Genomic DNA, 25,319 nt, shown 5'->3' on the forward strand with positions numbered 1-25,319 from the left:
AATCAATGCAACATGAAATCTATCTGGCATTCGACGAATGTGTCCCTGGATTTGCTGAACGAGCGCGGCGAGAAGACCATGGCGGCTTGCATGGGCATGGAATTCACTGAAATAGGACCAGATTACCTGCGGATGATGATGCCGGTAGATGACAGGACCCGGCAACCCTATGGCCTTCTGCACGGCGGTGCATCCGTAGCCCTTGCGGAAACTGTGGGCAGCATGGCCTCTGCATTGATCATAGACCCAGCTAAACAAATGTGTGTAGGTATGGAGATCAATGCCAACCATTTGCGCGGCGTGCGCGATGGTTATGTGCATGCGGTGGCAAAGCCCCTGCACATTGGGTCCACCACCCATGTGTGGGATATCCGCATTACCGATGACGCACACCGCCTGGTGTGCGTGAGCCGCCTCACTGTGGCGGTGATTACAAAGAAGAACGCGTAGCCGTTACACCGCAAATCCGTCTGCCGCAAACACGGCGCGGATGTTCTGGTAAGAGTACTGCATGTACTTGCCCACATTTTCCGGCTTTATCCACTGGATGTCCATGATGTCTTCCTCTATCTGGGGGATGGTGAGCTCTGTGCCGGTAAAGCGCATGTGGAACCACACGGTGTGTTTGAGGAGGGGCTGATCTTTGTGGGCGTAATAATGATAGGTCTCGGTGATCTTGTGTTCCAGGGTAATGCTGAGCAAGCCCGTTTCTTCAGCCACTTCGCGGATGGCGCATTGTTCAATGGTCTCACCCGGGTCCAGTTTTCCTTTAGGCAGGTCCCATTTGCCGCGGCGGAACATGAGTAGCACATCCCCATCAGTATTCACGATCAAACCACCACCGGCGGTGAGCACGGTATAGTGTGATTTTACCGTTTCCAGGAGGCCGTCCACGTTTGGATCAATGAGCACAGTGGCGGCAAACTTACCGGTTTGCAGGTCATGGATGCAGCTGGTCACCTGGGGCCGGTCTGGTTTGGTAAAGAGGGGGGCGTTGAGAAATTCCGGGGAGATGCCATGAATGGAATCGCTGAGGATCAATGGCCGTTCGTCGATGAAGATCGTGTATTGCTTGGTCATGCTGCAAAGATAAAAGAATTAGCGGGATGCGGGAGTGCCGCAGGAACCATGCCAGGAGCGGGTTTCAGTTAAAGCCGGCAGGTTAAGCCTAATTTATTATTTTTGCGCCATGCAAAACATCAGTGAAAAACAGGTAGCAGAAAAACTGCTGCAGGTGCAGGCCATAAAATTGAGCCCTGCACAGCCCTTCACCTGGGCCTCCGGCTGGAAATCGCCCATCTACTGCGACAACCGCAAATTGCTTTCTTACCCGTATGTGCGGGACTATATCAAGTCTGAGTTATGCAATACAGTGTTTGAAACCTTTCCCGATGCGGCGGTGATCGCAGGCGTGGCCACGGCGGGTATCCCGCATGGGGCACTGGTGGCGGATCAGCTGAAACTGCCTTTCATTTATGTGCGTTCCAAGCCTAAGGAACATGGTATGGGCAACCAGATAGAAGGGGTGCTCCAGGAAGGCCAGCAGGTAGTAGTGGTGGAAGACCTGATCTCTACCGGCAAAAGCAGCCTGGAAGCAGTAGCCGCTATCCGTGCAGCCGGTGGGGTGGTGATCGGCATGGTGTCTATCTTTAATTATGGGTTCGATAAGGCGGTGCAGGCCTTTGCAGCGGCAGATGTGCCTTACAAATCCCTGAGCAATTATAATGCAATGATAGAGCTGGCGGAAGAAAAGGGCATAGTGTCGGCTTCCGATGTGGAAATGCTGCGGCAATGGCGTTCTTCACCGGATACCTGGGGGGGTAAAGGCTAGTGGTCCGTTGTTAGTTATTGTTCACTGTTGATCATCGATGGTTTAACTTTCAGCGGCTCATTTCTGCCAGTTGCTCGTTGCTGATCATTGGTCGTTGTGGCCCATTCTTTAGCAGCTGACCGTTGGTGTTTGATCACAATCGGCAATCCTCCGTGGGCTCACTTGCCAATGGTGATCGCTGCTAGTTAATTGTTGGAGGTTCATTTTTCATTGCTTTTGGGGTTTGCCGCGGTTAACCATTAATCTTTTTTCATATATTAGCAGTATAAATTTGAAAAACATGCGTATCCTGAAATTAATGACCGTAATGTTGCTGGCTGCCGCCGGTTCCGTATCAGCCCAGGCCAAGAAAGGCACCCTGGCTACTGCAAAGATCAGCGTACCCACTGTGCAGTGCGAAGAGTGCAGCCAGAAAATTGAACGCTTTGTAGGTCATGAAGAAGGGGTGCAATCCGTGAAGGTGGATTGGAAGCATAAGACTGCCACCGTGAAATACTTCACAGACCGCACGAACATTGAAAATGTAAAGACGGCTATTGCCAATACCGGTTATGACGCGGACAATGTAACGGCGGATAAAGAGGCGTACGACAAGCTGCCCCTGTGCTGCAAAAAACCGGAAGATGGCGGCGGTATGCCGGATAAGAAGCACTGATATTTTAATAAGTTGGTATAGACCGGAAGCCGGACCTGAACGCAGGACTGGCTTCCGGTTTTTTGCTGGATTTTGCCTGGTGAATCCGGGCTGGTTATGGTTTGATCGTCCTCGAGCTCAGTGCACGCGGGCTGGTTAGGGGCTGGCGCCTGGTGTTTGATCGTCCTCGAGCTCAGCGCACCTGGGCTGGTTATGGGACTGGCACCTGGTGTTTGATCGTCCTCGAGCTCAGCGCACCTGGGCTGGTTACGGGTACCGGCACCGGCACCGGCACCTGGTGTTTGACCGTCCTCGAGCTCAGCGCACCTGGGCTGGTTATGGGCCTGCCCCGGTTTTTTGATCAATACCCAGTCTTGCGCGCCAAACAAAAAGCCCGGTTTTCAGCAGATATACGATGCTGAAAACCGGGCTTCCCCTTTTTATAAAAGGCCCTCGTTTAAACGGGCTTAAAAGAAGTCGAGCTTTTGTTTTGTCTCACACTTGATCGGGAAGGGGAGATATACCCCGCCTTTACCCACTTTACAATTGCCAGTGGCGCGGATGGTCACTTCCTTGTTAGAGAATGCCATGAATGCGTTGCTGAGCACATTTTTCATGTTTACGTTCATTTTCACCGGGAAATAAAAAGTATCCTTTGAGGGAATTTCGATCATCGTATCCTGGGTAGAGTGACCTACCTGTACATCGTCAAAGAACACGTCGAAGGAGGCGTCTTTAAGGCGGAGATTGAATTTATTGGGGTTATAATAAGCGAGCTCTACCCGCACTTTGCTTTCCGTGAGCCCCAGTGATTCAAAAGTGACGCCGGCCACGCGCACAAACTGGAGGTCTTTTACCTTTTGGCAGGCGCTTAACCCTACCAGGAGCAGGCCGGCCAGGGCGATCCAAATTCCTTTCTTCATGATTAGTTTTTACGTCCCCAAACCTACGGGAAAGGGGGAAATTCTCAAACAGGAGGCTTTGAATTAGGAAACATTTAACTGCCGGCGGGCGCAGCGCCAGGGGGGAATTCCGGCATTTTGACGAAAAGAAGGGTGGGCGAGTTATTGAGATCCGGTAGATTTTGACTTGGATTGGGTAGTTGATTTCGGGAAAGCCGGGTCCTGGGAAACCGGGTCTCAGGGAATGGTGTTAGAAAAACCGGGTCGGGAAACCGGGTCGAAAAAACCGGGTCGAAAAAAACGGGTCAAAAAAAATCGGGTCGAAAAAACCGGGTCGAAAAAACCGAAGCCGGAAAATATAAAAATCATTTTTAACAAACTCATCAATAGTCCTTCGTTCTGCTAAATTTTAAAAGGGTAGGGCAGTCACCCACCAAACTCATCAATAACAAGCCAGGTCAAATCTTAAAGCATCCCTATCGCTTTGAGCTCGCTCCTTCATAGCAAGCTCTTCAATAAATCCCACTTTCAATTTCTTCCCATCCCCCAACCAACTTTCTACTTGAAATTTCACTTCAATTAAAAGTGACTGAAAATGACCATTTTTACTACTAACAAGTTTAGTATTTTTGCATCCTGGAATGCGATTATTTGAAAAACAATTTTGCTAATTATAATAGCATATTTATAATTTTTCTATGAGGTGCATTTCAGGCACTTACAATTAATTATCAAGTGTAGAAACATAAACAGTTGAGCCTACATTTCGATGGATTTTTAAGCATTTTAAACACCTGCCAGACAGTATGTCAGACGCTCAGAAAAATGGAACATTATTAATTGAATCTCAATTATTTCCAACACTTTACTTCTATAAAACTTCAATTGTAGCGGAAAAATTACTTTTGGAGCAATGGGAACACTACCAAAAAGTGAGTTTTCGGAACCGCTATTACATTGCGGGCCCTAACGGCCGTATTTTGCTCTCGGTGCCCCTTACCAAAGGAAAGAACCAGCGAACGCTTGTAAGGGACGTTAAAATCAGTAATGAGGAAAAGTGGCAGGATCAGCATTGGAAGACTTTAGTATCCGCCTACCGGCGCTCCCCCTGGTTTGAGTACTACGAGGAAGAACTGCGCCCGCTGTTTGAGCAGCGCTTTGAGCGCCTGCTGGACTGGAACCTGGCATGCTTCGACTGGGTGAATGAGCGCCTGGGCCTGGAGCTGCCCTATGAACTTACGGATGAGTACGTTCACCATTATGATCAAAACAGCGGCATTATCGATGCGCGCAACCGGATCCAACCCGGCAGTGACGCCCCTCAAGACGTTGATTTACCGGTTTATACACAGGTTTTTGGAGAGCGCACCGGCTTCCTGCCTAATCTCAGTATCCTGGATTTACTGTTCTGCGAGGGTAAGCAGGCTATAAAACGGCTTCAGGATTAGAAATTAATTGTAGGAGAGGGGGATTAACTAATTGTTTTGTAATCAATTGGTTTTATTGAGTGTTTTTTGTAAAAAACCTGTGGAAAATTGTGCGACAATACCGCAATTTATTTAGTTTTGCATCCAATTTTACTGGATCCCGAACTGACGTAGGTGTATAAACCAGGAGTTTACCAGTGAGGTGATGACACATTTACCTGAATAAATTTTACTAACGCTGAATTCATTCAAAGGAATAAATGAATAATACCTACACGGACCTCGTTAATCAGACTTTTGAGTTTCCACAGGAAGGCTTCGAAGTCAAGAATAACTATCTGGAGTACAATGGCCTGGACATGAAGGCGCTGATCGATAAGTACGGCACTCCCTTCAAATTGACCTACCTGCCCAAAATTGGCAGCCAGATCAATAAGGCCAAGAAAATGTTCGCCGATGCGATCAAAAAGAACAAGTACGATGCAAACTATTACTACTGCTATTGTACTAAGAGTTCCCACTTCTCCTTCATTATGGAGGAGACCCTGAAGCACGGCGTACACATCGAAACTTCGTTCGCTTACGATATAGACATTATTAATAAGCTCTACGAAAGAAAGAAGATCAATAAGGACACCTTTATTATATGTAATGGCTATAAAACCAAAGCTTATACAAAGGCTATCTCCAAACTGATCAACAGCGGGTTCACCAATGTGCTGCCTATCCTCGACAACAAAGAGGAACTGGAGGACTACCAGAAGAACATCCCCCGGGGCAAAAAGGTGAAAATGGGCATGCGTATCGCCACCGAAGAGGAGCCTACGTTCGACTTTTACACCAGCCGCCTGGGCATCCGTCCCCGTGACATCCTGGAGTTTTACGTAGACAAACTGAAAGGCAATGAGAAGTTCGAGCTGAAAATGCTGCACTTCTTTATGAATAAAGGGATCAAAGACGATATCTATTACTGGAGCCAGTTTAACCGCGTGGTGAACCTGTACTGCCAGTTGAAGAAGATCTGCCCGGAACTGGACAGCATCAATATCGGCGGCGGTTTCCCGATCAAACACTCCCTGGGTTTTGATTACGACTACAATTACATGGTAAATGAAATTGTGGCCAACATCAAATCCATCTGCAAAAAGAACAAGGTGCCGGTGCCGAATATCTACACCGAATTTGGTTCTTACACCGTGGGAGAAAGCGGCTCCGTGATCTACAGCGTGATCGGTGAAAAAATGCAGAACGACCGTGAGATCTGGTATATGATCGATAGCTCTTTCATTACCACCTTGCCAGACACCTGGGGCATTGGGGAGAAGTTCCTGATGTTGCCCATTAACAAATGGGACCAGGAATACCAGGAGGTACACCTCGGTGGCCTTACCTGCGACGGGTACGATTTCTATACTTCGGAAGAACATATTAATGCCGTGTTTTTGCCCAAACTGGGCAACCCGGTAGAAACCGGCGAAGCCGCTTCTTCTACCAAAAGCACCGGGGAGCCGTTGTACATCGGTTTCTTTCATACCGGTGCCTACCAGGACCAGTTGAGTGGTTATGGGGGTATCAAACACTGCCTCATTCCTTCCCCCAAACACGTGGTGGTAGGCTATGACAAAAACGGGCAATTAAGAGACTGGTTATATGCAAAAGAGCAGAGCGCTCAAAGCATGTTGAAGATTTTGGGTTATTAAAAAAATGGGTTAGTAATCCACTTAGGTACCCCTCGGTTTTCCGAGGGGTTATTTTTTTTATGGGGATATGCTGCGCCCAACGTCGTGCCTTGTACGCCGCACAGTTCCGCCTGAAAACTAAAAAGCCCCCCTGGAGGAGAGCTTTAAGCTTCATGGAATAGGCTAGTTGCTAATTATTTCATGGTGGGGATGAAAGACAAAGCATAAGGATAATAGCACGCCAGGCTGGCTGGCTACCCAAAGATAATACGACCTTTTTCCCGCTGTACGTACCACTTCGTTGTAGATTTCCCTGTTGGTTTTCAGGGTACTGTAGCTGCTTTGCCAGCCTCCGCAATTACGCCTGCAAGTTCTGAGGTTGTGGTTATGTATGTGTTTAAAGTTCTATGCATGTGTTTTTGCAGCAGGATGGGGCTTGACAAGTTAGGATAGTAGGAGGCCTTATGGGAAAGGTGGGCGCAAAGGGGCTGCTGTATTGGTTTCCTGGGTACTGCCTGTTGAAATGCTGCGCTGCTGGCGGGTTTGAGGGTGCAGGTTTATTACAGGGAAGGTGTAATGGAAAAGTATTGATTATATTGATGAATGACGAAATTAATAATATGTATTTTATTGTTATGGATAGCTATCACACATATGTGTAGGAATCAGGCCATTTGGGCGTGGTTGTATCCTGATGTGGTGGGAGCTCCGGGTACTTTGTAGGTGGAGGAACCAGGTGATTTGAATGCGGCCATGACCTGCGGCAGTTTAAAAATAATACCGAGCGGTATGAAGGTGCAACTCAATCATGGGCAGGAAGGTCTCCGCTGTTAAGGATTTCCAGGGCGGTTTCACACTGCTTTTCAATTTCCAGGAAGCAGGCATCGGTCAGCTCCTTGTTGGCCTCGGCAGTCATGCCGGATCGGGAGAGGCCCTTCAGCAGCAGGAACTGGCGGGTGAGGTTTTGCTGTAGCAGGGAGGAGTGCTGGCGCTGCCGGTCCAGGTTCTTCTTCCGCTCCAGGTGCACAATGCTGTGGTAATAGCTGGCCAGCAGGCCAAGGAGGAAGAGAATGGACAGTGCGGTAAAAATGGGATTGGCCACGTGCCGGAACACGTACGTGTAAGCGGGAAACACGTACACGGTGATATGATAGATCTTTATATAAGAACAGATGCCCAGGTAAATACAGAGTATTGCCACCAGGATGGCGGTGGTGGTACGGCTGGCGGTTACAAAGGAAAGCATGATAGCGGCCAGCCACATGAAACCATAGTGAGTGGTAATATCAATATTATCACAAAAAGAGGTGGCAATGGCGGAAAGGAGCGTGGTAGTTGCCACTACCGCGCCTGTATAGCAGGTGGAATTGCCTTTGCGCAGGAAGACCAGCGTGGCTGCCAGCACAGGGTAGGGCAGTGCGGCGAGGACAAAGCCCGGGTAGTTTTGTTGATATAAGAAAAAGAATAAGGCCGGTAACTGTAACAGCAGGTAAAAGAAAATGAAATCAAATAACAGTTTGGTTTTACTCTGTTCATAGGTATCCGCCTTCTTCTGCATTGCGCCACCTAACACCGCTTGGAGAGCAGCATCATAAGCACGCGTGGCCCAGTTGCCGGGCCCTGAGAATACTGGCTGCATTTCCGTGGTAGTTCTGGTCTAGGAGCAAATTAGAAGAAATAAATAACGTATATGTGAAACGTTCGTGTGAATTATAGTCACTGGCCGGTAGGCATAAAAAACGAAAACCCCGCCACCGTGGCGGGGTTTTCATACGGGTCGTTTTAATTAGCTTACTACGATCTGTTTGCTTTCTTCCTGTTGTTTTTCCTTCTTGGGTAAGGTGATCTTCAGGATGCCATTTTCATATTTGGCGTTGATGTTTTCTGCATCTACGTTTTCAGTCAGGCTGAAGGAGCGTTTAAAGGCACGGAACCCAAACTCGCGGCGCAGCTGCTTTTCATCTTCACTGCGGGTTTCTGCTTTCTTCTCTGCGCTTACACTCAAGGTGTTCTTCTCTACCTGCAGTTTAAAGTCGGCCTTATCATGGCCAGGTACAACCAGGTCAATGTTGTAGCCTTCTTTTGTTTCATGGATATTCACCGGGGGATAGGTGCCAAAGAAATCGCTGGAAAGCACTTCATCTTTGAACAGCTTGTTCCAGGGCTGTGCGGTGAATACATCATCAAGGATGTTAGCGTAGGTCTTGGGCTGGTTGAATTTTAAAAGTGTCATGGCTTATTAATTTTTTCGTTTTGTTAAGGTTTGTTGTTGTTTGGTAGCTACAGATCAAACCGAATACCATGGCCTTAGAACTGCTAAACTATCAGAAATTGCCTGGTTTTTAATGACTTTATGTCTGTTTTTATTGAAAAGTGCTGACTAAATGTCCTTGTGGCCGTTTTTTTTATTCGTACCGTATACATACCTTTGTATAAACTGTAACTAAAATTATATAAGTATATGTATCCTGCAGAATTAGTGATGCCGATGAAGGCGGAATTAACCGACCACGGTTTTGAAGAACTGCTGACGCGTGAAAAGGTAGATAACGCGCTGTCTCAAAGTGGCACTACCCTGGTGATGATCAACTCTGTATGCGGCTGCTCCGCGGGTTCTGCCCGTCCTGGTGTACTGATGGCCGTAGCGCACAGTGAAAAGAAACCGGACCGTCTTACTACTACCTTCGCAGGTTTTGATACCGAAGCGGTACAACAGGTTCGCCAGCACCTGCTGCCTTATCCTCCGTCGTCTCCTGCTATTGCCTTGTTCAAAGATGGCCAGTTGGTTCATTTCATTGAACGGCACATGATCGAAGGCCGCCCGGCCCAGATGATCGCGGCCAATCTCGCTGCTGCTTTCGATGAGTTCTGCTAAATCCCATACCGGATTCGCTGATAATTAATTAACGGGCGGATTTGGTTTTTGTGATTTTTACAGCTTATTTTGGTGATTTGATTTTTTCCTGCTGACTGATCGGCTTTGTTCACAGGAAAGATCGAATCACCAAATTTTTTATATACCCACTATGTATCCCAACTTATACTACGCTTTCAAAGATTTGTTCGGACTGGATTGGCCAAGGTTGCAGATCATCAATACGTTTGGTTTTTGCGTGGCTATTGCCTTCCTTGCCGCAGCATACACGCTCACCAAAGAACTACGAAGAAGAGAAAAGGCTGGATGGCTGCAGCCTGTAAAAGAAAAGCTGGTGATTGGCGGTTCCGTCTCGCCCATGGAGCTGGTCCTTTCTTTTGTGCTCACCTTCATCATTGGTGGCAAGGTGCTGGGTATTTTGTTCAGTTGGGATTCCTCTTCCGAGAAACCGTTGGATTACCTGTTATCCCCCCGGGGGCTCTGGTGGGCGGGTGCATTGCTTGCTGCAGGTTTTACCTATTATAATTACCGCACTAAGAAGAAGGCCGAGTTACCTACCCCGGAAGAAAAGCTGGTAGATGTGTACCCGCATCAACGCGTGGCAGACATCACGGTGATGGCGGCTATAGGCGGTATCATCGGCGCTAAGATCTTTAACTCCCTGGAAACCTGGAACGACTTTGTAAAGGACCCGATAGCATCCCTCTTTGGTTTTAGCGGGCTTACATTTTATGGGGGCCTTATCGTGGCGGCGATCGTGATCATCCGCTATGCCATCCGTAAGAAAATAAATGTATGGCAACTGGTAGACGCCACTTGCCCTGGCCTGATGCTGGCGTATGGGCTGGGCCGTTTTGGCTGCCAGCTGGCAGGTGATGGAGACTGGGGGATTGTAAATGAAGCACCCAAGCCTTTTTCCTGGATCCCCGACTGGGCCTGGGCTTACAACTATCCGCACAATGTGGTGAATGAAGGAGTGCCCATTCCCGGCTGCACCGGTGATTATTGCCACCAGCTGATCCCGCCGGTATTCCCCACACCGCTGTACGAGATCATCATGTGCCTAACCCTGTTTGTGATCCTGTGGAGCATCCGCAAGAAGATCACTACCCCGGGACTGCTCTTCGGTATCTATCTTGTCATGAATGGTGTAGAAAGATTTTTCATCGAGAAAATCCGTGTAAATACGCGTGACTACAATATCTTTGGCTTTCATCCTACGCAAGCCGAGATCATCTCTACGTTACTGATCCTGGGTGGTGCTGTGCTGATATGGTACAGTAAAAAGTATAACCGTCTAAAAACGACCGCCTGATAATGCATTTGCATGCCACTTTACAACCATTGCTGGTAGAACACCAGCGTCTTTTGAAAGCCTGCGAATACCTGAAGACGCAACATTCCACACCACTGACTACACAGGAAAGACTGGCCTATGTAGTAAAAGTGTTCCAGGGTGAAATGGTACCGCACATCCAGAAAGAAGAATATATTTTTGAAGCCTGCCGGGGCAAAATACCGGAACTGGATTTCCTGATAGGGGAGCTGGAGGCAGAACACCTTTATTTATCGCGCCTCTATAGCAACCTTACCGAGACCACGGAACTGGATAAAGTAATAGACCAGATCGTGGAAGGCCTGGAAGCCCATATTATTAAAGAGGAGGAGCATGTATATATTATGATACAGCAATACCTGCCCGATGTGATTGATAAAATATCCTGGTAACCAGGTATTTATAATTTTCTGCGAAAAGCTGGCCTCCCGGGCCAGCTTTTTTTTCGACCCCAACTTATCCTGATCGCCAAAAAAATTCCCGGTTGTTGCAACTAGTGTACCGCTGGGTCGTCTTTAATGCGGCCGGTTATCACCCATTCAGATGATTTGGCCACCGGAATACTGCTTTTGGACACAATTTCGCCCACGGCGCGGGAAAACATTCTAACATTGCTGAACAACAATAAGTTACAACCCCGGTAAAAGGGCTTTTCCTTTCAACTACCAAACACGGCACTACCGCTCATCCCTGGATAGGGACCGCTGATGGATAAATTTAGTACTGTGTATTGCAAACTACCTACTTTTACACTGTAGTAGTTAATCAAAGGAACTTTCTGATGACTGGAACTACTCAATAAAAAGAACCAAAGTATAAATAGAACCAAATTACCTAAAGTACCTTCAATCCTTCCTTATATGAAACTTATTACTTTTTGTTTGACCTCCACATTTTTACTTACCTCCCTGGCAAGCCAGGCACAAAGCGGCAGCGCTCAACTGAAAGGCGCCGTACAGCAGGCGGATAACAAGCCGGTGGAATTTGCCACCGTAATGCTGCTGAAGGCTAAAGATTCTTCCCTGGTGAAAGGCGCCGTAGCTGATGTGAACGGGCGGTACAGCTTTGAACGCATCCAGCCCGGGAAATACCTGCTGGCCGCCACTAACACTGGTATGAATAAAGTCTACAGCGCTCCCTTCTCTGTATCAGGATCCAATGACAACCTCTCCTTACCGCCATTAGCGATGACGGCTGCCACCAAGGCCCTGAAAGAAGTGAACGTAACCGGCAAAAAACCTTTCATTGAACAGCAGACCGGCAAAACCGTTATGAACGTGGAAAGCAGTGTGCTGGCCGCCGGCGGCACTGCCATGGAAACCCTGGAAAAAGCCCCGGGCGTTACGGTAGACAAAGACGACAACATTTCCATGAAAGGCAAGAACGGCGTGATCATTATGATTGACGGCCGCCAGACCAACATGACACAGCAGGACCTGGCCCAGATGTTGAAAAGTATGCCCGCCAGCAACATTGAATCCATTGAACTGATCAGCAACCCCTCTTCCAAATATGATGCAGCCGGTAATGCAGGCATCATCAACATTAAGCTGAAAAAGAACAAGGCGCTCGGCACTAACGGCAGTGTGAACCTGGGTGTGGGTTACTCCAGCAATGCGCGCTACAATGGTGGCCTTAACCTGAACCACCGCGGTGCCAAAACCAACATCTTCGGTTCTTATAACTATGCCCACCGCGGTGGTTATGAAGACCTGGGCCTGTACCGCACCGGCACGGAGAATGGAAAGTACACTGTGTATAACCAGCAGTCGCACTCACCCCATAACTCCATGTACCAGAGCGTAAAAGTAGGGATGGATTATTTCATCAACAAACAAAATACCATTGGCGTAATGGTAGATGGCAGCAACAGCAACTGGAAATCACCGGTGACCGGAACTACCAATATTGGCAATGGCAAAGTAATAGACTCTGTACTGCGCACCCATAATACCAATGAAGACAAGGGTAACAACTGGGCCTATAACCTGAACTATAAAGGCGTGCTGGATACCTCCGGTAAAGAGATCAACGTAGACCTGGACTATGCCACAAACCGCGGCCGGTCCAATGCCTTCCTGGTTTCTTCCATGCAGCCTGACTTGCTGAAGGATACGTTCGAAAATGACACTACCCGCAGCAACCAGCCCTCCAATATTGATATCCGCACGGCAAAAGTGGATTATGTGAATCCGCTGAAACACAATGCCAGGCTGGAAGCAGGGGCGAAGGTAAGCTTTGTGAAATCTGACAACGATGCCACCTTTGATTCCCTGAAAGTGGGCAACTGGGTGTATGACGCAAACCGCTCCAATCACTTCGTTTACCAGGAAAATATCAATGCAGGGTATGTAAACTACAGCCAGCAGTTTAAAAAATGGAGCATGCAGCTGGGCCTGCGTGGTGAGTACTCCCACGTTCGCGGTAACTCCATGACCATTAACCGGGTAACGGATACCACTTACTTCAACCTGTTTCCCAACGCAGCTTTCACCTACAACCTGAACAAGAATAACGCGCTGGGCCTGTCTTACAGCCGCCGCCTGCAGCGTCCCAGCTACGAAGACCTCAACCCGTTTGAGTTTTACCTGGATAAGTATACCAAGGTATCTGGTAATCCCTACCTGCGCCCTGAGTACTCAGATAATATTGAGCTCTCTTATACGTTTAAACAAGCGATCATCACCTCCCTCGGCTATACCCACATCCGCGACATGATGACCCGTGTGATAGAGGCAGATAAAGACCCCGTGACCGGCGATAGCTCTATTCTCCGTTATAAATATATGAACGTGGCCAAGGGCGATGTGGTGAACCTGAACATCTCTTTCCCGGTGCCCATCACTAAATGGTGGAATACCTACACAAACCTGTCCGGCTCTTACAATAATTATCAAACTGTGGTGAACGACAATAAGGTAGCGGTAGGGTCCTACGCTTTCTTTGGCCGCACTAATCACACCTTTACCCTGCCCAAGGGCATTACCGCGGAAGTGAGTTACTTCTATATGTCGCCCCAGGTAGTAAATGAAGGCCTGTTCAAAATGAAAAGCATGTCTTCCCTGGACCTGGGTGTTGGCAAGAGCATCCTCAACAAGAAGGGCTCTCTGAAGCTGAATGTGCGGGACCTGTTGAGAACCAGCAATTTTGAAGGTGAGTTTGAGAACGCCGGCCGCTTTATCCGGGTAAACAGTAACCACGACACCCGCCAGGTGCGCCTGACCTTCACTTACCGCTTTGGTAACAGCAATGTAAAGGCCGCCCGCAACCGCCAGACCGGTCTCACCGATGAAGAAAGCCGCATAAAACAAGCTAACTAATCTATAAAGGTTGCTGTATGGAGATTGAATATCAAACAGATAGCTCTCTTTCCGCCAAAAGTACCGCCGCTCTCCATGCGGCAACCTTATCAACCCATTCAACCTTTTTAGGTATATAAGGATGGATAACAACGCGGCTCTTTCGTTGGGCTGCGTTTATTTTTTGCCTTTTTTCTTATTTTTCTTTCACTCCATGCAACTTCCTGCTTTTATCCTGTCTTTATAATGAAAGCATCCAACAACATCTTGAACTCCTTGTCACCAACAGAACAACTGGTATCCCGTTGTAAATCAGGGGATACGCGCGCCTTCCGCGAGCTGTACGACGCCTATTCCAACGCGATGTACAACATTTGCCTGCGTATGTTGGGTAATGTGAGTGACGCTGAGGATACCCTGCAGGAGGCTTTTGTACAGGTGTTCAGGAACATTGGCCAGCTGGCCCAGGGCAGCACGCTTCCCGCCTGGATAAAGCGGATCGTGGTGAACCACTGCCTCAACCAGTTGCGCCGCAAGAAGTTGCAATTCCAGGACGTAGATGGGGTAGAAGTGGAGGCTGAAATGGCCCCGGACGAGCAACATTTTACCTGGACCGTGACCACCACCAAGGAGGCGATCGCTTCCCTGCCGGATGGTTACCGCACGGTGCTGAACCTCTATCTTTTTGAAGAGTATTCACACCGGGAGATCGCGGAAATGCTGCAGATCACGGAATCTACCGTGAAAACGCAGTACATGCGCGCCAAAGAAAGAGTAAGACAATTTGTAAAGGCAAAATCAATTTTACAGTAATGGAAGAAAACGAATTTGAAGGTTTTGTGCGGCATCACCGCTATTCCTTTGAAGAGAGAGGGCCCAGTGCAAAAGTGTGGGAGGCACTTGAAAAAGAACTCCCGAAAAAATCTTCAGGAGGCATTGTCCGCAGCCTGCAGCGTCACTGGCTGAAAGTGGCCGTGATGCTGGTGCTGTTGATCAATGTGGGTGTACTGGTAAAGATGTTCGTACTTAACAAACCCGCTCAACCCGGCACCGCTGTGACACTGAGTAACCCTGCCCCGTCTACCGAAGATGCGCAGGTGTATTACACGAGCCGGATAGAGCAGAAATTACAGGCCATCCGCCAGTTCCCGCCTGACCAAACAGGCCTGGACAGTGCAGCCCTTGCAGAGTTACAGCTACGCAACAGCACCTACGACGCACTACAAAAAGAATTGAAGGCTAACCCGGGCAATGAACGCATTCATGCGGCCCTGATCCAGTACTACCAGATGAAGGTGGAACTGCTGGACAAGATCCTGGATGAACTGCAGGAAAAGCATCCCCGTACACAAAAACAGCTGAATTATGAACGTACCATTTAAAATAGCCTTGCTGCTGCTTTTGCTCCCGGCAGCTGTACTGGCAAGCGAACCCAAAGATCAATACAAACGTACCATCGATGTAAGCTACCCGGTGAACGATGGCGCTACCCTTAACGTGAGCAACAAATACGGAAAGGTAATCCTGCACGTATGGAACAAAAAGGAGATCAAGGCTACGGTGACGATCACCGGTTTTGGCCGTAACCAGGAAGATTCCAAAAGCATTACCGATGCGGTAAACGTGGCCATTAAACACGACGATGGATCCGTGAGCTTCCAGACTTCCTACGGCGGTACCAACGGCAATGGCGGCTGGTTCTCCCTTGGCGGAAAAAGAGATTCAAAAGACTATGTAAATATCGACTATGAAATATATCTACCCAACAATGTAAGCACTACCCAGATCGCGAATAATTTTGGAGACGTTATCGCAGATGACCTGCCCGGCTCATTGAAGCTGAACATGAACTATTGTTACTATGATATTCATAGTGTGACGGGCACCCTGGATGTGTCTATGAATTACTGCTCCAAGGGCAAGTTTGGCAAAGCGGGTAGTATGCGCTCCCGCGCCAATTACAGCACTATACAGCTGGAGAGCGCCGGTACGGTGGATGATAGATCCAACTACTGCACATACGTGATACAAAATGTAAATGAGTTCCTCGCCGGTGGTAACTATAACGACTATACGCTGGTAAAAGTAGGCCGGCTCCAGTCCAGCAATACTTACTCAGATTTCAAAGTAACTACCCTCACTGGCGATGCGAATGTGAGACTTACGTATTCTGATCTGAAGATCAAATCAGTGACCAGCAGCTTCAAAGGCCTGGATGCCAAGGGTACCTACTCCAATGTGAAGGTGAACGTGCCGGATAACCTGGATGTGCGGGTGGAAGCAGACCTGAACCATGGTGATGTGCATGTGGGAGGCCTGAGCATGAAGAATGTGACGAACATTGAGAAGAGCGGCCACGTGACTTACTCCGGCAGTACCAGTGCTAACTGTGGCTCCTGCCCGGTGATCCGCCTCAGTGGTGTGTATTCCGACCTGTCTGTAAGCTCGAAATAATTTGTAATTGATCAACAGCCACGCTGCCCGTATAGCCAGCATTATCATTCATTCACCCTTAGAAAAAGACTGTTTATGAAAAACAAGATTTCCATTTTAAGCATGATGGCGGCGTTGCTGCTGCTGGCGTTCTCCAACGTTTCGCTGGCCCAAGGCCGTATAGAAGGCAATGGCGACCTGAAAAAGGAAAGCAGGGACGTGAGCGGCTTTACCGGCCTGGAAGTAGGCGGCTCTGCCCGCGTGATCCTGGTGCAGGGCAGCACAGAATCCGTACAGATAGAAGCAGAATCCAACCTGCTGCCCATTATTGTGACCAACGTGGAAAACCACAACCTGTCTATCCACTTTAAAAGAGGCTACAATGTGCATAACAGCAAGCCTATTACGGTGTGGGTGACGGTGAAGGATATTGATTACATCGGCGCCAGCGGCGGCGTATCCATAGACGCTACCAAGGGCATTAAGACCGACCGTATAAAAGTGGATGTAAGTGGTTCCATGAAAATAGACCTGGCCCTGCAGGCCAAAGAGCTGAGCGCTGATTTCTCCGGCTCTGCAGACGCCCATATCACCGGTAATGTTGAGCGTGCTTCTTATGATGTTTCCGGCTCTGCCAAGATCATTGCACCCGACTTCCAGACCAGTGAGAGCAACGTGGATATTTCCGGCAGTGGTAAGCTGGATCTGGCCGTGGCAAAGGAACTGAACGTATCGGTATCAGGCTCTGGCAACGTGCACTACAAGGGTTCGCCCACCGTTACAAAGCATATTTCCGGTTCCGGGAAGATCTATAATGATTAAAGAGACAATGTTTTAGATTTTGGTATGATGCGGCAGGTAGCTTTCTACCTGCTTTTTCTTTTTTATATATTTGCAGCAGAACAGATCTAAATTTCAAGTTATGCCGTCCTTTGATATTGTAAGCAAGGTAGATCCTCAGACCCTCGATAATGCCATTAACACAGTGAAGAAAGAAATAACCGGCAGGTATGACTTTAAGGATTCGCATGTGTCTATTGAGCTGAACAAGAAAGATTTCCTGGTAAACCTGGAAGCGGAGAGCGATATGAAGATGAGCCAGATCATTGACGTGCTGCTGAACCGCAGTATTAAACAGGGCCTGGAGGCCTCCATCTACGACCTGAGCAAGAAGCCGGAGCCCAGTGGAAAGGTTGTGAAACAGGCGGTGCCGGTGCGTAACGGCCTCAAGCAGGAAGATTCCAAGAAGATCGTAAAGCTGATCAAGGATTCCGGTTTGAAGGTACAGCCGGCCATCATGGATGACATTATCCGGGTAACTGGCAAGAAAATAGATGATTTACAGGAAGTTATAGCGCTACTGCGGGGCTCCAAGCTGGAGCTTCCGCTACAATACGTGAACATGAAATCCTAAAAGGATGTGGATAAATTATCAAAATTAATTGGACAGGAAATGAAAATTTGATTACCTTTGCAGTCCGTATTTACAAATTATTGATATGAAACAGGGAATTCATCCGGAAAGTTACAGATTCGTAGTATTCAAAGATATGTCCAATGGTACCAGCTTTTTGAGCCGTTCCACTGCTCCCTCCCGCGAGACCATCAAGTGGGAAGATGGCAATGAGTACCCGGTTATCAAGCTGGAAATTTCCAACACTTCTCACCCGTTCTACACTGGTAAGAATGTGCTGGTTGACACTGCCGGTCGTATCGACAAGTTCAACAAACGCTACGGAAAGACTAAATAAGCTTTTCCAAATAATTAGTAAAAGATCCCGCCCATTCGGCGGGATTTTTTATTTTTAGCCCCGATGAACCGGAACTATATTTTATTCGATACACCAGACAGAGACCTGCTCTATCCCTTTACCCTTACCAGGCCAGTGGCCGCCTGCCGTACCGGTATTCTCACCATCCAGGAAAAGTGGGCGCATTGGCTACAGGCGCCGTGCAGCTTTTACACCGTGCACTGGCTGCAGGAAAAATATCCACTGCCCGCTATGGAAGCGGATTCCCTCCAGGTGTTGATTAACGGTCACCTACTCCCGGACGCCGCCCTGGTGGCTGCGGTACAGGCCCTGGAAGACGGGCATGAACTTTATAAAGACAACCGCCTGGTGGCCAAAGCTGTAAAAGGCAAGGACTTCTTTACCCATGGCCATAAACGGCTGAATCATGCACCGGCCATCCTGCAAGTAAAAACGCCCTGGGATCTATTTCAATTCAATGATAAGGCACTGCGCGCCGATTTTGCCCTGCTTACGGCGGGCCGTACTTCTGCGCCCCTGCCTGCCAGTAACCAGGTGATGGGAGCGGGACAGGTATTCCTTGAGCCGGGCGCCAAAGTGGAATGTTGCCTGCTGAATGCAACAGAAGGACCGGTATACCTTGGGAAAAATGCCCTGGTGATGGAAGGAAGCCTTATCCGTGGCCCGTTTGCCATGGGAGAAGGGGCGGTACTGAAGATGGGGACCAGGGTGTATGGAGCTACTACTCTCGGGCCTTACAGCACGGGTGGCGGGGAGATCAAGAACAGCGTGATCTTCGGCTATTCCAATAAAGCACACGACGGTTACCTGGGAGATGCGGTGATAGGCGAGTGGTGTAACCTGGGCGCCAATACCAGTAATTCCAACCTGAAAAATAATGCTGGTACGGTAAAAGTGTGGATGGAAGCCCGTAAGGAAGCGTGGCCGGCCGGCCGCAAATGCGGCGTGCTGATGGGCGACTACAGCCGGGCGGCTATCAATACCAGTTTTAATACCGGTGCCGTGGTAGGCGTGAGCTGCAATGTTTTTGGAGCGGGCCTCACTGAAAAGTTCATTTCCTCCTTTGCCTGGGGCGCGGGCCAGTATGTGCTGGACACCGCCTTCCGGGATATTGGGAACTGGATGGAACTGAAAGGAAAAAAGCTGGAAGAGGCAGATAAAAACATCTTGCGCACTATCTTTGAGCGGCGTTATGAGACCATGACGGCCATAGACATTATTTAACCTTTAACAATAAAGCCATTAACACGGTATGAGAAAAAAAATTGTTGCGGCAAACTGGAAGATGAATTTAACGCTGGCGCAGGGCGAAAAACTGGTGAATGAACTGCTACAGGCGGGCATTGCCCTGGACGCGCACAAGGAAGTTGTCATCGCGGTGCCGTTTCCTTATCTGATTACGGTAAAGGAGTTGTTGAAAGGCCATAAAGGATTTTATGTAGCTGCCCAGAACGTAGCGGCGGAAAAGGCGGGAGCCTTTACCGGCGAGGTGAATGCTGAAATGCTGCATTCTATTCATACAGATTACGTGATCATTGGCCACTCTGAAAGAAGAGAGCTGTTTCACGAGAGCAATGCCACCCTGGCCAAGAAGATGGACCTGGCTTTGTCTCACGGCTTGAAGCCCATTTTCTGCTGCGGTGAGCCGCTGGATGTGCGCAAGGCAGAGACCCAGAACGCGTTTGTAGCAAAACAGCTGGAAGAAAGCCTGTTCCACCTGAGCCCAGACCAGCTCAAACATGTGGTAGTGGCTTATGAGCCTATCTGGGCTATTGGTACCGGCCTCACAGCCAGTGCTGCACAGGCACAGGATATGCATGCATTCATCCGCAAGCAGGTGGCTGGCAGGTACGGTGAAGCGGTGGCCAACGACCTGACCATCCTTTATGGTGGCAGTGTGAAGGCGGCTAATGCTACGGAGATCTTTGCAGGAGCGGATGTAGACGGCGGCCTGGTGGGCGGTGCGTCCCTGGTGGCGGCAGAATTTGCAGCCATTGCAAAAGCGATCTGATTTTAGCAAAATAACAGGAGGGCCGGAGGCCGGTATTAAGGCGGAAAACCGCGTGGGTACCGGGTTCTGGCCTTTTTTTGTGGAATTTATCTAAATTAGTTAGTAAAAAAATGCTAAGAAAATTAGTAAATCTGAAAAAAGGTTGTATATTTGAAGTGTTGTAATGATAGTAATTGTTTAAAACGATGTTATGCAAGTACATCCAGCAGTAGCAACCCAAACTACACTTTTTGAAGCAGAGCAGGTATTTGATTACCTGCTGGTCATTAACCCGGATTCCCAGGTAAGTGAAGATGTGAAGGGCATGAAGATGCGCCTGGCCAATGCTTTAGGCTATTACAACAGCCAGTTTTCCAAAGCGCATATTTCGTTGTTCCGTTCGGAGTTCCCGAGGCGTTTTGAGGATACATTCATAGAGATGCTGGAAACGGTTTCCAAGCGTCAGAATGGATTCACGGTATACACCTCGCGGTTGGAGAAGTTTGACCATGGCACATCCAAACATACCATTTATGTGAACGTGGCTAATCCCAAGCCGGTTGCAGAGTTGCACCGTAAGATCCTGCAATTGTTCAACCTGGCGGGCAGTCACTTTGTGCCGCATATCACGGTGGCACGGTCCATTAATACGGACCAGATGCTGAAAGTATATGACCACGTGCGCAACCAGTTGTTTGTGCGCAGTTTTGATTGCCACAGTTTCCGGTTGCTTCGCAAACCTGCTACTGGCGGGCATTACGAAGTAGTGAAGGAATTTACTTTTGGTGAGCCGGATGCCCAGGGGCATACTTTGTTCAATCACGCGGCATAGTCTGTTTTATGTATAATGCGGCAATGTGCTTATCGTTCAGAAAGTAATATTGCTGTATATATCGACAAGTATATACTGTTGTTTGTTTAACCCCATTTTACCCGCGCGTTGTTAACCAGTTAATTGTTTTGTTACGACGGGTATCTCCTAATCCTTGCCTCGGGAAGATTTCAGCGTATTATGCATGCAGCGTGCGTGAAGTGACGCGTAGGCTTGTCATGATTGCCGGTTATTTGTATTTGATTATTGTAGTTTTTAGTGAGCCGTGTCCAGGTGTCGTAGTGGGTGGGCTGTGTCCAGGTACCCTGAAGGCTATCTGTGTCTGCAGCTGTGTCCAGGTATTGAGGCGGCTATGTGTGTTCAGGCACCATGGAGGCTACCTGTGCGTGATGTCTGTGCCGGTCAGGGGGAGTGGTTGTAATAGGGCAGGGAAGTTATTGATATGGCTGTGCGTTAAACGGAAACATTTACCGGGGTAGTTTCCCGGTGTGCTTTAAGTTATCTATTTGAGGCGTATGTGCGATAAGAACAGTGGGGCTTGTGATCTCCATTTGTGGGGTAAAAAATTGTTTAGTTGTTAATTGTTAATAGTTGTTCATTTCAAGTTTAGGTTAGTTAGTTTTTCATCCATTGTTTAACCTCGAAAGGCATTTTTAAGTGAGTTGATTTTTAGCATTATAGCCCGGAGGCCTTTCGCCGGCTGCCTGTTTGAGTGGCAGTAAATGATTGTTAGTCCCTTCGCATCCGGGACAGGGTGGGCGCGTCATAGTTGGGGCTAGTGGCGTGGCATGATCCATGGCCATGGGTCGCACTTTGAGCCCGGTGCGAAAAAATGTACCCTCGGGTAGAATACTGCGAAGGTTAGATGTTGCGGATTCGTATGCTGGCAGCGGCCTGTGGCTGCTGCCCCTTCCGGGGGATGAAATGAGCCTTTGCTGGTCAGCGGGGTGAAGAAACGTGGGCTTTGTAAGCCAGGGAGGGCGTATGAACGGAAGTTAGTTTTCGCAAGGGAGGAGCGTATGCATGAAAACAGTAGGTCCAGGTTGGTCGGGGGCGTAAATAAAAGTAAATTTTTACCAGTCCGGAGGGCAGTGGAAAGAATATTGTACAGATAAACGCAGCGCGGTTTGGAAGGCATTTTGTAGGGGATGGTTATCTTTAATGCATAACCTTTCTAATGCTTACTATGGAAAAAATACACAAAGAGGTCATTGTGCGGGGGCTGGTACAGGGAGTGAGTTTCAGGGCCTATGCCCGCAGGGAGGCTGCGAAGCTGGGCATTACCGGCACAGTGAAGAACCAGGCAGACGGCAGTGTGGCTATTGTGGCAGAGGGATCGCCTGCGAATATGGAATCGTTTATTGCATGGAGCCGGAAAGGTCCATTGATGGCGTCTGTAGAGCAGGTGGAAGTATCAGACGGCCCGGTAAAGGGCTATGATGAATTTATGATCATCCGGTAATTGGATGGTGATTCCCGGGCCACCAAATTATGATCAGAGGTAATTACATTGTCTTTTTACTACATACACCTAGATACACCGTCCATTTTTGTTAACCTTTGAAATCCATTTCAGCAATTATTCATTGGAGGGCCGCATTTCCATGCGGGCTAACTTTTCTTTTCGTTTTTGTGGCCTGTTTTTCCCCTGGTGTTGCGGCCTGTTTTGTGGTGGCCTGTTTTCCCGGGTGTTGCGGTATGTTTTGGGATGACCTGTTTTCCCGGGGCTTGGGAATACATATACTTCCCTGGTCGTAATGCGCCTGTTTTCCCTTGTCCTTAAAGAGACTTCATAGTTAGACAAATCGGTGCATATTATGCCAGCTTTAGCGTAACCCATAAGAACAACATTTTTGAATGTGGTTTGACGTGGTATGCCACTTTAGGGTGAGAATAAGAAGCCACCAGCAATATGCTGAGGGCTTTCTTATTTTACGCAGCCAGGCATAAAGCCGCCGGCATTTGCAGGCTGCGAGAGCGAGGCTTTAATACCGCGTTGGTACCAGGCTGGCAATAAAACAAAACAGCCTCCCACAATATCATGTGGAAGGCTGCATAAGTAATTTATAAAACGGTCCTTAATCCTTCGTATCCACATCAATATTCAATGAACGGTGCCCGGATTTATTACTGCCTTTGATCTTCACATTCCCTTTTTCCGGGAAGAATGACTTGTACTTGTTCGCAACATCAGCGGGTTGTTTTTTACCATTGATGTAGAGGTCATCTCCCTGCTTCTGAATGTCGTAGGAAGTGGTATCAATGAGCTTGTCTGATTGCATCTGGCCAATGAGGGCGCGGTATTTATCGCTGGAGCGGCGCTGGCCTTCCTCAACATCACGTTCCCATTTGGCGTGCTGTACCTCAAGTGCACGGCGGTTGGAATCCAGGGTAAAGCGGAAAGTCTGCATTTGCATGGCAGTAGCCTGCTTCATAGCGCGCATCGCTTCTTCCTGGGCTTGCTGGGCATCCTGGAGTTCTTTTACCCGGGCCTTGTCTGCACTCGCCATCGCTTTTCCGCGGGCCTTCATCGCTTCTTCCAGGGCTGCCTGTTTGGCTTTCATGGCCTCCTGCATGGCTTTCTGGCGCTCTTTGGAGCCGGCTTCCCAGGCGGTCTTGTTAGCAGTCCACTGCTGGCGCATGGCCTGCAATTGGGCTTTCTGCAATACGCTGGACCGCAGTTGTGCTTTGAATGCCTCCGTGTTCAGGCCGGGCAGGGAAGTATCTACATCCTTCATGGCTTTGGTGATCTCCTTGTTTATTTTGTTCCAGTCCACTTTTTTCATAGCCTCATCTACCTCGGCATTGATCTTTTTCCAGTCCACTGCTTTCATGGCCTTATCAGCCTGCCGCATGGCTTCTTCCAGGTTTACATCCTGGGTAAAGAAAACCTTGCGCGGCGTGGTGTCAAACACAAAGTGGTTGTCGAACTGGTAAACGGTATTGGGGGTGGCTGCAAACACCATGTTGTTTGATGAATCTGCATTGAAGGTGTATGCAAAATTCATGTTGAAATTCGGTGGGGGCGGAGGGAGAGGTGCGTCAGGTGTTGCGTCCGAACCAACGGGTGGTACGGGGGCAATGGGCGTCATACCCGGAGGTGGCGGCGGTGGCGGAACCGGCGGTGCAGGTACGGCACTGTCGTCCGTGGAGAAATACCGTGCGGTGTAATTACCGCTGGAATCCTTTGTGGTGGTCAGTGTACCGGTAATGGTAGTATCTGCCTTTAGCGCTTTCTCCGCGCGCTGTTTGCTGCGCACAGGATTGAGCCATGCGATGGAGAACAGGCCGGTGGCCACGATCAGCAGGGCAAGTATTTTTTGACTATAGTTCAGGTTCTTAGTTTTCATTTCCATAATGCGTTTTATGCGATGAAATAAATGCTGCTGCTTACTGGCAGCTGCCATCGCCAGTGGGTTGGAGTTCAACCGGTATTCCTCCAGCGCCACCAGTGCTTTGGCATAACCAAGTGGTTGGTCCATGCGGGCTATCACCAGGTCGTCGCAGCAGTGTTCCCTTTCCAGGCGGATGTTTTTGGAGATCCACCAGATGAACGGGTTAAAAAAGAGGGTTGTTTCAACAATGGTTTGGAAAATATTCAATAAATAATCATTGCGTTTGATGTGTGCCAGTTCGTGCAGTAAAATGGCCTCTACCTGGTCTGGCTGCAGGTTGGTAAACAGGGCTACCGGCAGCAGTATCACGGGTTTGAAGAAGCCGATCATTACGGGCACCTGGAGGTAGTGGGAGATGAAAAGATCCACATGCCCGCGAATATCCAGCTGGTCTGCCAGCTTTTGCAGGTGCATTTTCCAGGCAAGGTCCGGCTCATGAAGCTGGCGTTTGCGGATGCTGCTTAGCTGGTGCAGGTCTGCAACCATTTTTACCCCCATGATGATCACGCCTGCCATGTAAACGGCCACCAGCAAAGGAAAGTAGCCTTCCAGGCTGGGGAAAAGCCCTATCAGTGCCTGCTGGTTCCTGTAAGGCGCCCCCGCTGCTGCCGGCAGTATTACCTGCTGGCCGGTGAGGCTGATCAACTGCTGTGTAATAATGGCAGCCTGCCTTAGGGCCTGCCATTGCTGGCAAAAAGTAACGACAAACCACACAAAGGCGCCTGAGAGCGAGAGGTACGAAAGATTGTACTTGATCCGGGCGCTGGCCGATGGCAACAGGCGTAGCACGAGCCGGAGACAGGCCCAGATAAAGAAGGTTTGCCAGATGGAGTGCAAAATGGCCCATCCGAGCGCGCGTACAATATCAGCTGTAAAAGGCACCAGGGGATTCATTGTGTCAGCGTTTGCGTGTG

The 25,319-nt window shown here is 48.8% G+C and carries 24 protein-coding genes; 19 read left to right on the forward strand and 5 right to left on the reverse strand.

Translation table 11 applies throughout. The features are described 5' to 3' along the window. Positions 1–12 precede the first annotated feature (12 nt). A complete protein-coding gene (locus DCC81_RS24385) occupies positions 13–450 on the forward strand; it encodes a hotdog fold thioesterase (RefSeq protein ID WP_108689381.1) in 438 nt (145 codons plus the stop codon). A gap of 3 nt (positions 451–453) precedes the next feature. On the opposite strand, the gene DCC81_RS24390 is transcribed toward DCC81_RS24385, so the two are convergent. Next, on the reverse strand, positions 454–1,080 hold the full coding sequence (locus DCC81_RS24390; protein ID WP_108689382.1) for an NUDIX hydrolase: 627 nt from the start codon (positions 1,078–1,080) through the stop codon (positions 454–456). 109 nt (positions 1,081–1,189) lie between these two features. Here DCC81_RS24390 and pyrE point away from each other — a divergent pair, with 109 nt between their 5' ends. Together pyrE and DCC81_RS24400 are read left to right on the forward strand one after the other, a co-directional pair. Next, positions 1,190–1,831: an orotate phosphoribosyltransferase gene (pyrE, locus tag DCC81_RS24395; RefSeq protein ID WP_108689383.1), complete on the forward strand. Its 642-nt coding sequence runs from the start codon at positions 1,190–1,192 to the stop codon at positions 1,829–1,831. A gap of 280 nt (positions 1,832–2,111) precedes the next feature. Then, positions 2,112–2,486 carry a heavy-metal-associated domain-containing protein gene (locus tag DCC81_RS24400; RefSeq protein WP_108689521.1) on the forward strand — a complete coding sequence of 125 codons (375 nt, stop codon included), beginning with the start codon at positions 2,112–2,114 and terminating at the stop codon, positions 2,484–2,486. Between the two features lie 446 nt (positions 2,487–2,932). Here DCC81_RS24400 and DCC81_RS24410 read toward each other — a convergent pair whose 3' ends face one another. Beyond that, positions 2,933–3,388 (reverse strand): LEA type 2 family protein, encoded by a 456-nt coding sequence (locus tag DCC81_RS24410; protein WP_108689385.1) that lies wholly within the window; start codon positions 3,386–3,388, stop codon positions 2,933–2,935. A gap of 785 nt (positions 3,389–4,173) precedes the next feature. On the opposite strand from DCC81_RS24410, the gene DCC81_RS24420 reads away from it, so the two are divergent. Both DCC81_RS24420 and DCC81_RS24425 read left to right on the forward strand, forming a co-directional pair. Then, a complete protein-coding gene (locus tag DCC81_RS24420) occupies positions 4,174–4,815 on the forward strand; it encodes a WbqC family protein (RefSeq protein WP_108689387.1) in 642 nt (213 codons plus the stop codon). Between the two features lie 239 nt (positions 4,816–5,054). Next, the gene (locus tag DCC81_RS24425; RefSeq protein ID WP_108689388.1) at positions 5,055–6,494 is read left to right on the forward strand and encodes a type III PLP-dependent enzyme domain-containing protein; all 1,440 of its coding nucleotides are present in this window, start codon (positions 5,055–5,057) and stop codon (positions 6,492–6,494) included. Between the two features lie 781 nt (positions 6,495–7,275). On the opposite strand, the gene DCC81_RS24430 is transcribed toward DCC81_RS24425, so the two are convergent. Beyond that, positions 7,276–8,112 (reverse strand): hypothetical protein, encoded by an 837-nt coding sequence (locus tag DCC81_RS24430; protein ID WP_108689389.1) that lies wholly within the window; start codon positions 8,110–8,112, stop codon positions 7,276–7,278. Between the two features lie 147 nt (positions 8,113–8,259). Further along, positions 8,260–8,706, reverse strand: a complete 447-nt coding sequence (locus DCC81_RS24435) for an Hsp20/alpha crystallin family protein (protein ID WP_108689390.1) — start codon at positions 8,704–8,706, stop codon at positions 8,260–8,262. 228 nt (positions 8,707–8,934) lie between these two features. Here DCC81_RS24435 and DCC81_RS24440 point away from each other — a divergent pair, with 228 nt between their 5' ends. The 14 genes from DCC81_RS24440 (at position 8,935) to DCC81_RS24505 (ending at position 22,472) form a co-directional block, all read left to right on the forward strand. Further along, positions 8,935–9,348: a BrxA/BrxB family bacilliredoxin gene (locus tag DCC81_RS24440; protein ID WP_108689391.1), complete on the forward strand. Its 414-nt coding sequence runs from the start codon at positions 8,935–8,937 to the stop codon at positions 9,346–9,348. A gap of 151 nt (positions 9,349–9,499) precedes the next feature. Further along, positions 9,500–10,663 (forward strand): prolipoprotein diacylglyceryl transferase, encoded by a 1,164-nt coding sequence (locus DCC81_RS24445; RefSeq protein ID WP_108689392.1) that lies wholly within the window; start codon positions 9,500–9,502, stop codon positions 10,661–10,663. A 2-nt stretch (positions 10,664–10,665) separates the two neighbouring features. Further along, a complete protein-coding gene (locus tag DCC81_RS24450; protein WP_133177787.1) occupies positions 10,666–11,076 on the forward strand; it encodes a hemerythrin domain-containing protein in 411 nt (136 codons plus the stop codon). Positions 11,077–11,544: 468 nt separating this feature from the next. Beyond that, positions 11,545–14,004 (forward strand): TonB-dependent receptor, encoded by a 2,460-nt coding sequence (locus DCC81_RS24455; RefSeq protein ID WP_108689394.1) that lies wholly within the window; start codon positions 11,545–11,547, stop codon positions 14,002–14,004. 225 nt (positions 14,005–14,229) lie between these two features. Next, positions 14,230–14,796: an RNA polymerase sigma factor gene (locus DCC81_RS24460; RefSeq protein WP_108689395.1), complete on the forward strand. Its 567-nt coding sequence runs from the start codon at positions 14,230–14,232 to the stop codon at positions 14,794–14,796. Then, entirely contained in the window at positions 14,796–15,365 is a 570-nt protein-coding gene (locus DCC81_RS24465; RefSeq protein WP_108689396.1) for a hypothetical protein, read from the forward strand. The genes DCC81_RS24460 and DCC81_RS24465 overlap by 1 nt, the downstream gene beginning before the upstream one ends. Continuing rightward, a complete protein-coding gene (locus DCC81_RS24470) occupies positions 15,349–16,437 on the forward strand; it encodes a hypothetical protein (protein WP_133177788.1) in 1,089 nt (362 codons plus the stop codon). Before DCC81_RS24465 ends, DCC81_RS24470 begins: the two co-directional genes overlap by 17 nt. A 75-nt stretch (positions 16,438–16,512) precedes the next feature. After that, positions 16,513–17,238 (forward strand): head GIN domain-containing protein, encoded by a 726-nt coding sequence (locus tag DCC81_RS24475; RefSeq protein WP_108689398.1) that lies wholly within the window; start codon positions 16,513–16,515, stop codon positions 17,236–17,238. A 100-nt stretch (positions 17,239–17,338) separates the two neighbouring features. After that, entirely contained in the window at positions 17,339–17,830 is a 492-nt protein-coding gene (locus tag DCC81_RS24480) for a YajQ family cyclic di-GMP-binding protein (RefSeq protein WP_108689399.1), read from the forward strand. An 85-nt stretch (positions 17,831–17,915) separates the two neighbouring features. Further along, a complete protein-coding gene (locus DCC81_RS24485; RefSeq protein WP_108689400.1) occupies positions 17,916–18,167 on the forward strand; it encodes a type B 50S ribosomal protein L31 in 252 nt (83 codons plus the stop codon). A 63-nt stretch (positions 18,168–18,230) separates the two neighbouring features. Beyond that, positions 18,231–19,412: a putative sugar nucleotidyl transferase gene (locus DCC81_RS24490; protein WP_108689401.1), complete on the forward strand. Its 1,182-nt coding sequence runs from the start codon at positions 18,231–18,233 to the stop codon at positions 19,410–19,412. A gap of 28 nt (positions 19,413–19,440) precedes the next feature. Then, the gene (gene tpiA, locus DCC81_RS24495) at positions 19,441–20,199 is read left to right on the forward strand and encodes a triose-phosphate isomerase (protein WP_108689402.1); all 759 of its coding nucleotides are present in this window, start codon (positions 19,441–19,443) and stop codon (positions 20,197–20,199) included. Positions 20,200–20,389: 190 nt separating this feature from the next. Next, complete coding sequence (locus DCC81_RS24500) at positions 20,390–21,010, forward strand: 2'-5' RNA ligase family protein (RefSeq protein WP_108689403.1); 621 nt, start codon at positions 20,390–20,392, stop codon at positions 21,008–21,010. Positions 21,011–22,196: 1,186 nt separating this feature from the next. Then, on the forward strand, positions 22,197–22,472 hold the full coding sequence (locus DCC81_RS24505) for an acylphosphatase (protein ID WP_108689522.1): 276 nt from the start codon (positions 22,197–22,199) through the stop codon (positions 22,470–22,472). Positions 22,473–23,088: 616 nt separating this feature from the next. On the opposite strand, the gene DCC81_RS24510 is transcribed toward DCC81_RS24505, so the two are convergent. Further along, positions 23,089–25,299 carry a M56 family metallopeptidase gene (locus tag DCC81_RS24510; RefSeq protein WP_108689404.1) on the reverse strand — a complete coding sequence of 737 codons (2,211 nt, stop codon included), beginning with the start codon at positions 25,297–25,299 and terminating at the stop codon, positions 23,089–23,091. Between the last annotated feature and the right edge of the window lie 20 nt (positions 25,300–25,319).

Origin of the sequence: Chitinophaga parva (assembly GCF_003071345.1) — a bacterium.
GTDB classification, from domain to species: Bacteria; Bacteroidota; Bacteroidia; order Chitinophagales; family Chitinophagaceae; genus Chitinophaga; species Chitinophaga parva.

Coding starts and splice junctions, on each gene's coding strand:
- DCC81_RS24385 (WP_108689381.1), top strand. CDS start 13: ATGAAATCTATCTGGCATTCGACGAATGTGTCCCTGGATTTGCTGAAC.
- DCC81_RS24500 (WP_108689403.1), top strand. CDS start 20,390: ATGCAAGTACATCCAGCAGTAGCAACCCAAACTACACTTTTTGAAGCA.
- DCC81_RS24470 (WP_133177788.1), top strand. CDS start 15,349: ATGAACGTACCATTTAAAATAGCCTTGCTGCTGCTTTTGCTCCCGGCA.
- DCC81_RS24485 (WP_108689400.1), top strand. CDS start 17,916: ATGAAACAGGGAATTCATCCGGAAAGTTACAGATTCGTAGTATTCAAA.
- DCC81_RS24465 (WP_108689396.1), top strand. CDS start 14,796: ATGGAAGAAAACGAATTTGAAGGTTTTGTGCGGCATCACCGCTATTCC.
- DCC81_RS24475 (WP_108689398.1), top strand. CDS start 16,513: ATGAAAAACAAGATTTCCATTTTAAGCATGATGGCGGCGTTGCTGCTG.
- DCC81_RS24445 (WP_108689392.1), top strand. CDS start 9,500: ATGTATCCCAACTTATACTACGCTTTCAAAGATTTGTTCGGACTGGAT.
- DCC81_RS24440 (WP_108689391.1), top strand. CDS start 8,935: ATGTATCCTGCAGAATTAGTGATGCCGATGAAGGCGGAATTAACCGAC.
- DCC81_RS24390 (WP_108689382.1), bottom strand. CDS start 1,080: ATGACCAAGCAATACACGATCTTCATCGACGAACGGCCATTGATCCTC.
- DCC81_RS24505 (WP_108689522.1), top strand. CDS start 22,197: ATGGAAAAAATACACAAAGAGGTCATTGTGCGGGGGCTGGTACAGGGA.
- tpiA (WP_108689402.1), top strand. CDS start 19,441: ATGAGAAAAAAAATTGTTGCGGCAAACTGGAAGATGAATTTAACGCTG.
- DCC81_RS24435 (WP_108689390.1), bottom strand. CDS start 8,706: ATGACACTTTTAAAATTCAACCAGCCCAAGACCTACGCTAACATCCTT.
- DCC81_RS24510 (WP_108689404.1), bottom strand. CDS start 25,299: ATGAATCCCCTGGTGCCTTTTACAGCTGATATTGTACGCGCGCTCGGA.
- DCC81_RS24425 (WP_108689388.1), top strand. CDS start 5,055: ATGAATAATACCTACACGGACCTCGTTAATCAGACTTTTGAGTTTCCA.
- DCC81_RS24420 (WP_108689387.1), top strand. CDS start 4,174: ATGTCAGACGCTCAGAAAAATGGAACATTATTAATTGAATCTCAATTA.
- DCC81_RS24455 (WP_108689394.1), top strand. CDS start 11,545: ATGAAACTTATTACTTTTTGTTTGACCTCCACATTTTTACTTACCTCC.
- DCC81_RS24480 (WP_108689399.1), top strand. CDS start 17,339: ATGCCGTCCTTTGATATTGTAAGCAAGGTAGATCCTCAGACCCTCGAT.
- DCC81_RS24400 (WP_108689521.1), top strand. CDS start 2,112: ATGCGTATCCTGAAATTAATGACCGTAATGTTGCTGGCTGCCGCCGGT.
- DCC81_RS24490 (WP_108689401.1), top strand. CDS start 18,231: ATGAACCGGAACTATATTTTATTCGATACACCAGACAGAGACCTGCTC.
- DCC81_RS24410 (WP_108689385.1), bottom strand. CDS start 3,388: ATGAAGAAAGGAATTTGGATCGCCCTGGCCGGCCTGCTCCTGGTAGGG.
- DCC81_RS24450 (WP_133177787.1), top strand. CDS start 10,666: ATGCATTTGCATGCCACTTTACAACCATTGCTGGTAGAACACCAGCGT.
- DCC81_RS24460 (WP_108689395.1), top strand. CDS start 14,230: ATGAAAGCATCCAACAACATCTTGAACTCCTTGTCACCAACAGAACAA.
- DCC81_RS24430 (WP_108689389.1), bottom strand. CDS start 8,112: ATGCAGCCAGTATTCTCAGGGCCCGGCAACTGGGCCACGCGTGCTTAT.
- pyrE (WP_108689383.1), top strand. CDS start 1,190: ATGCAAAACATCAGTGAAAAACAGGTAGCAGAAAAACTGCTGCAGGTG.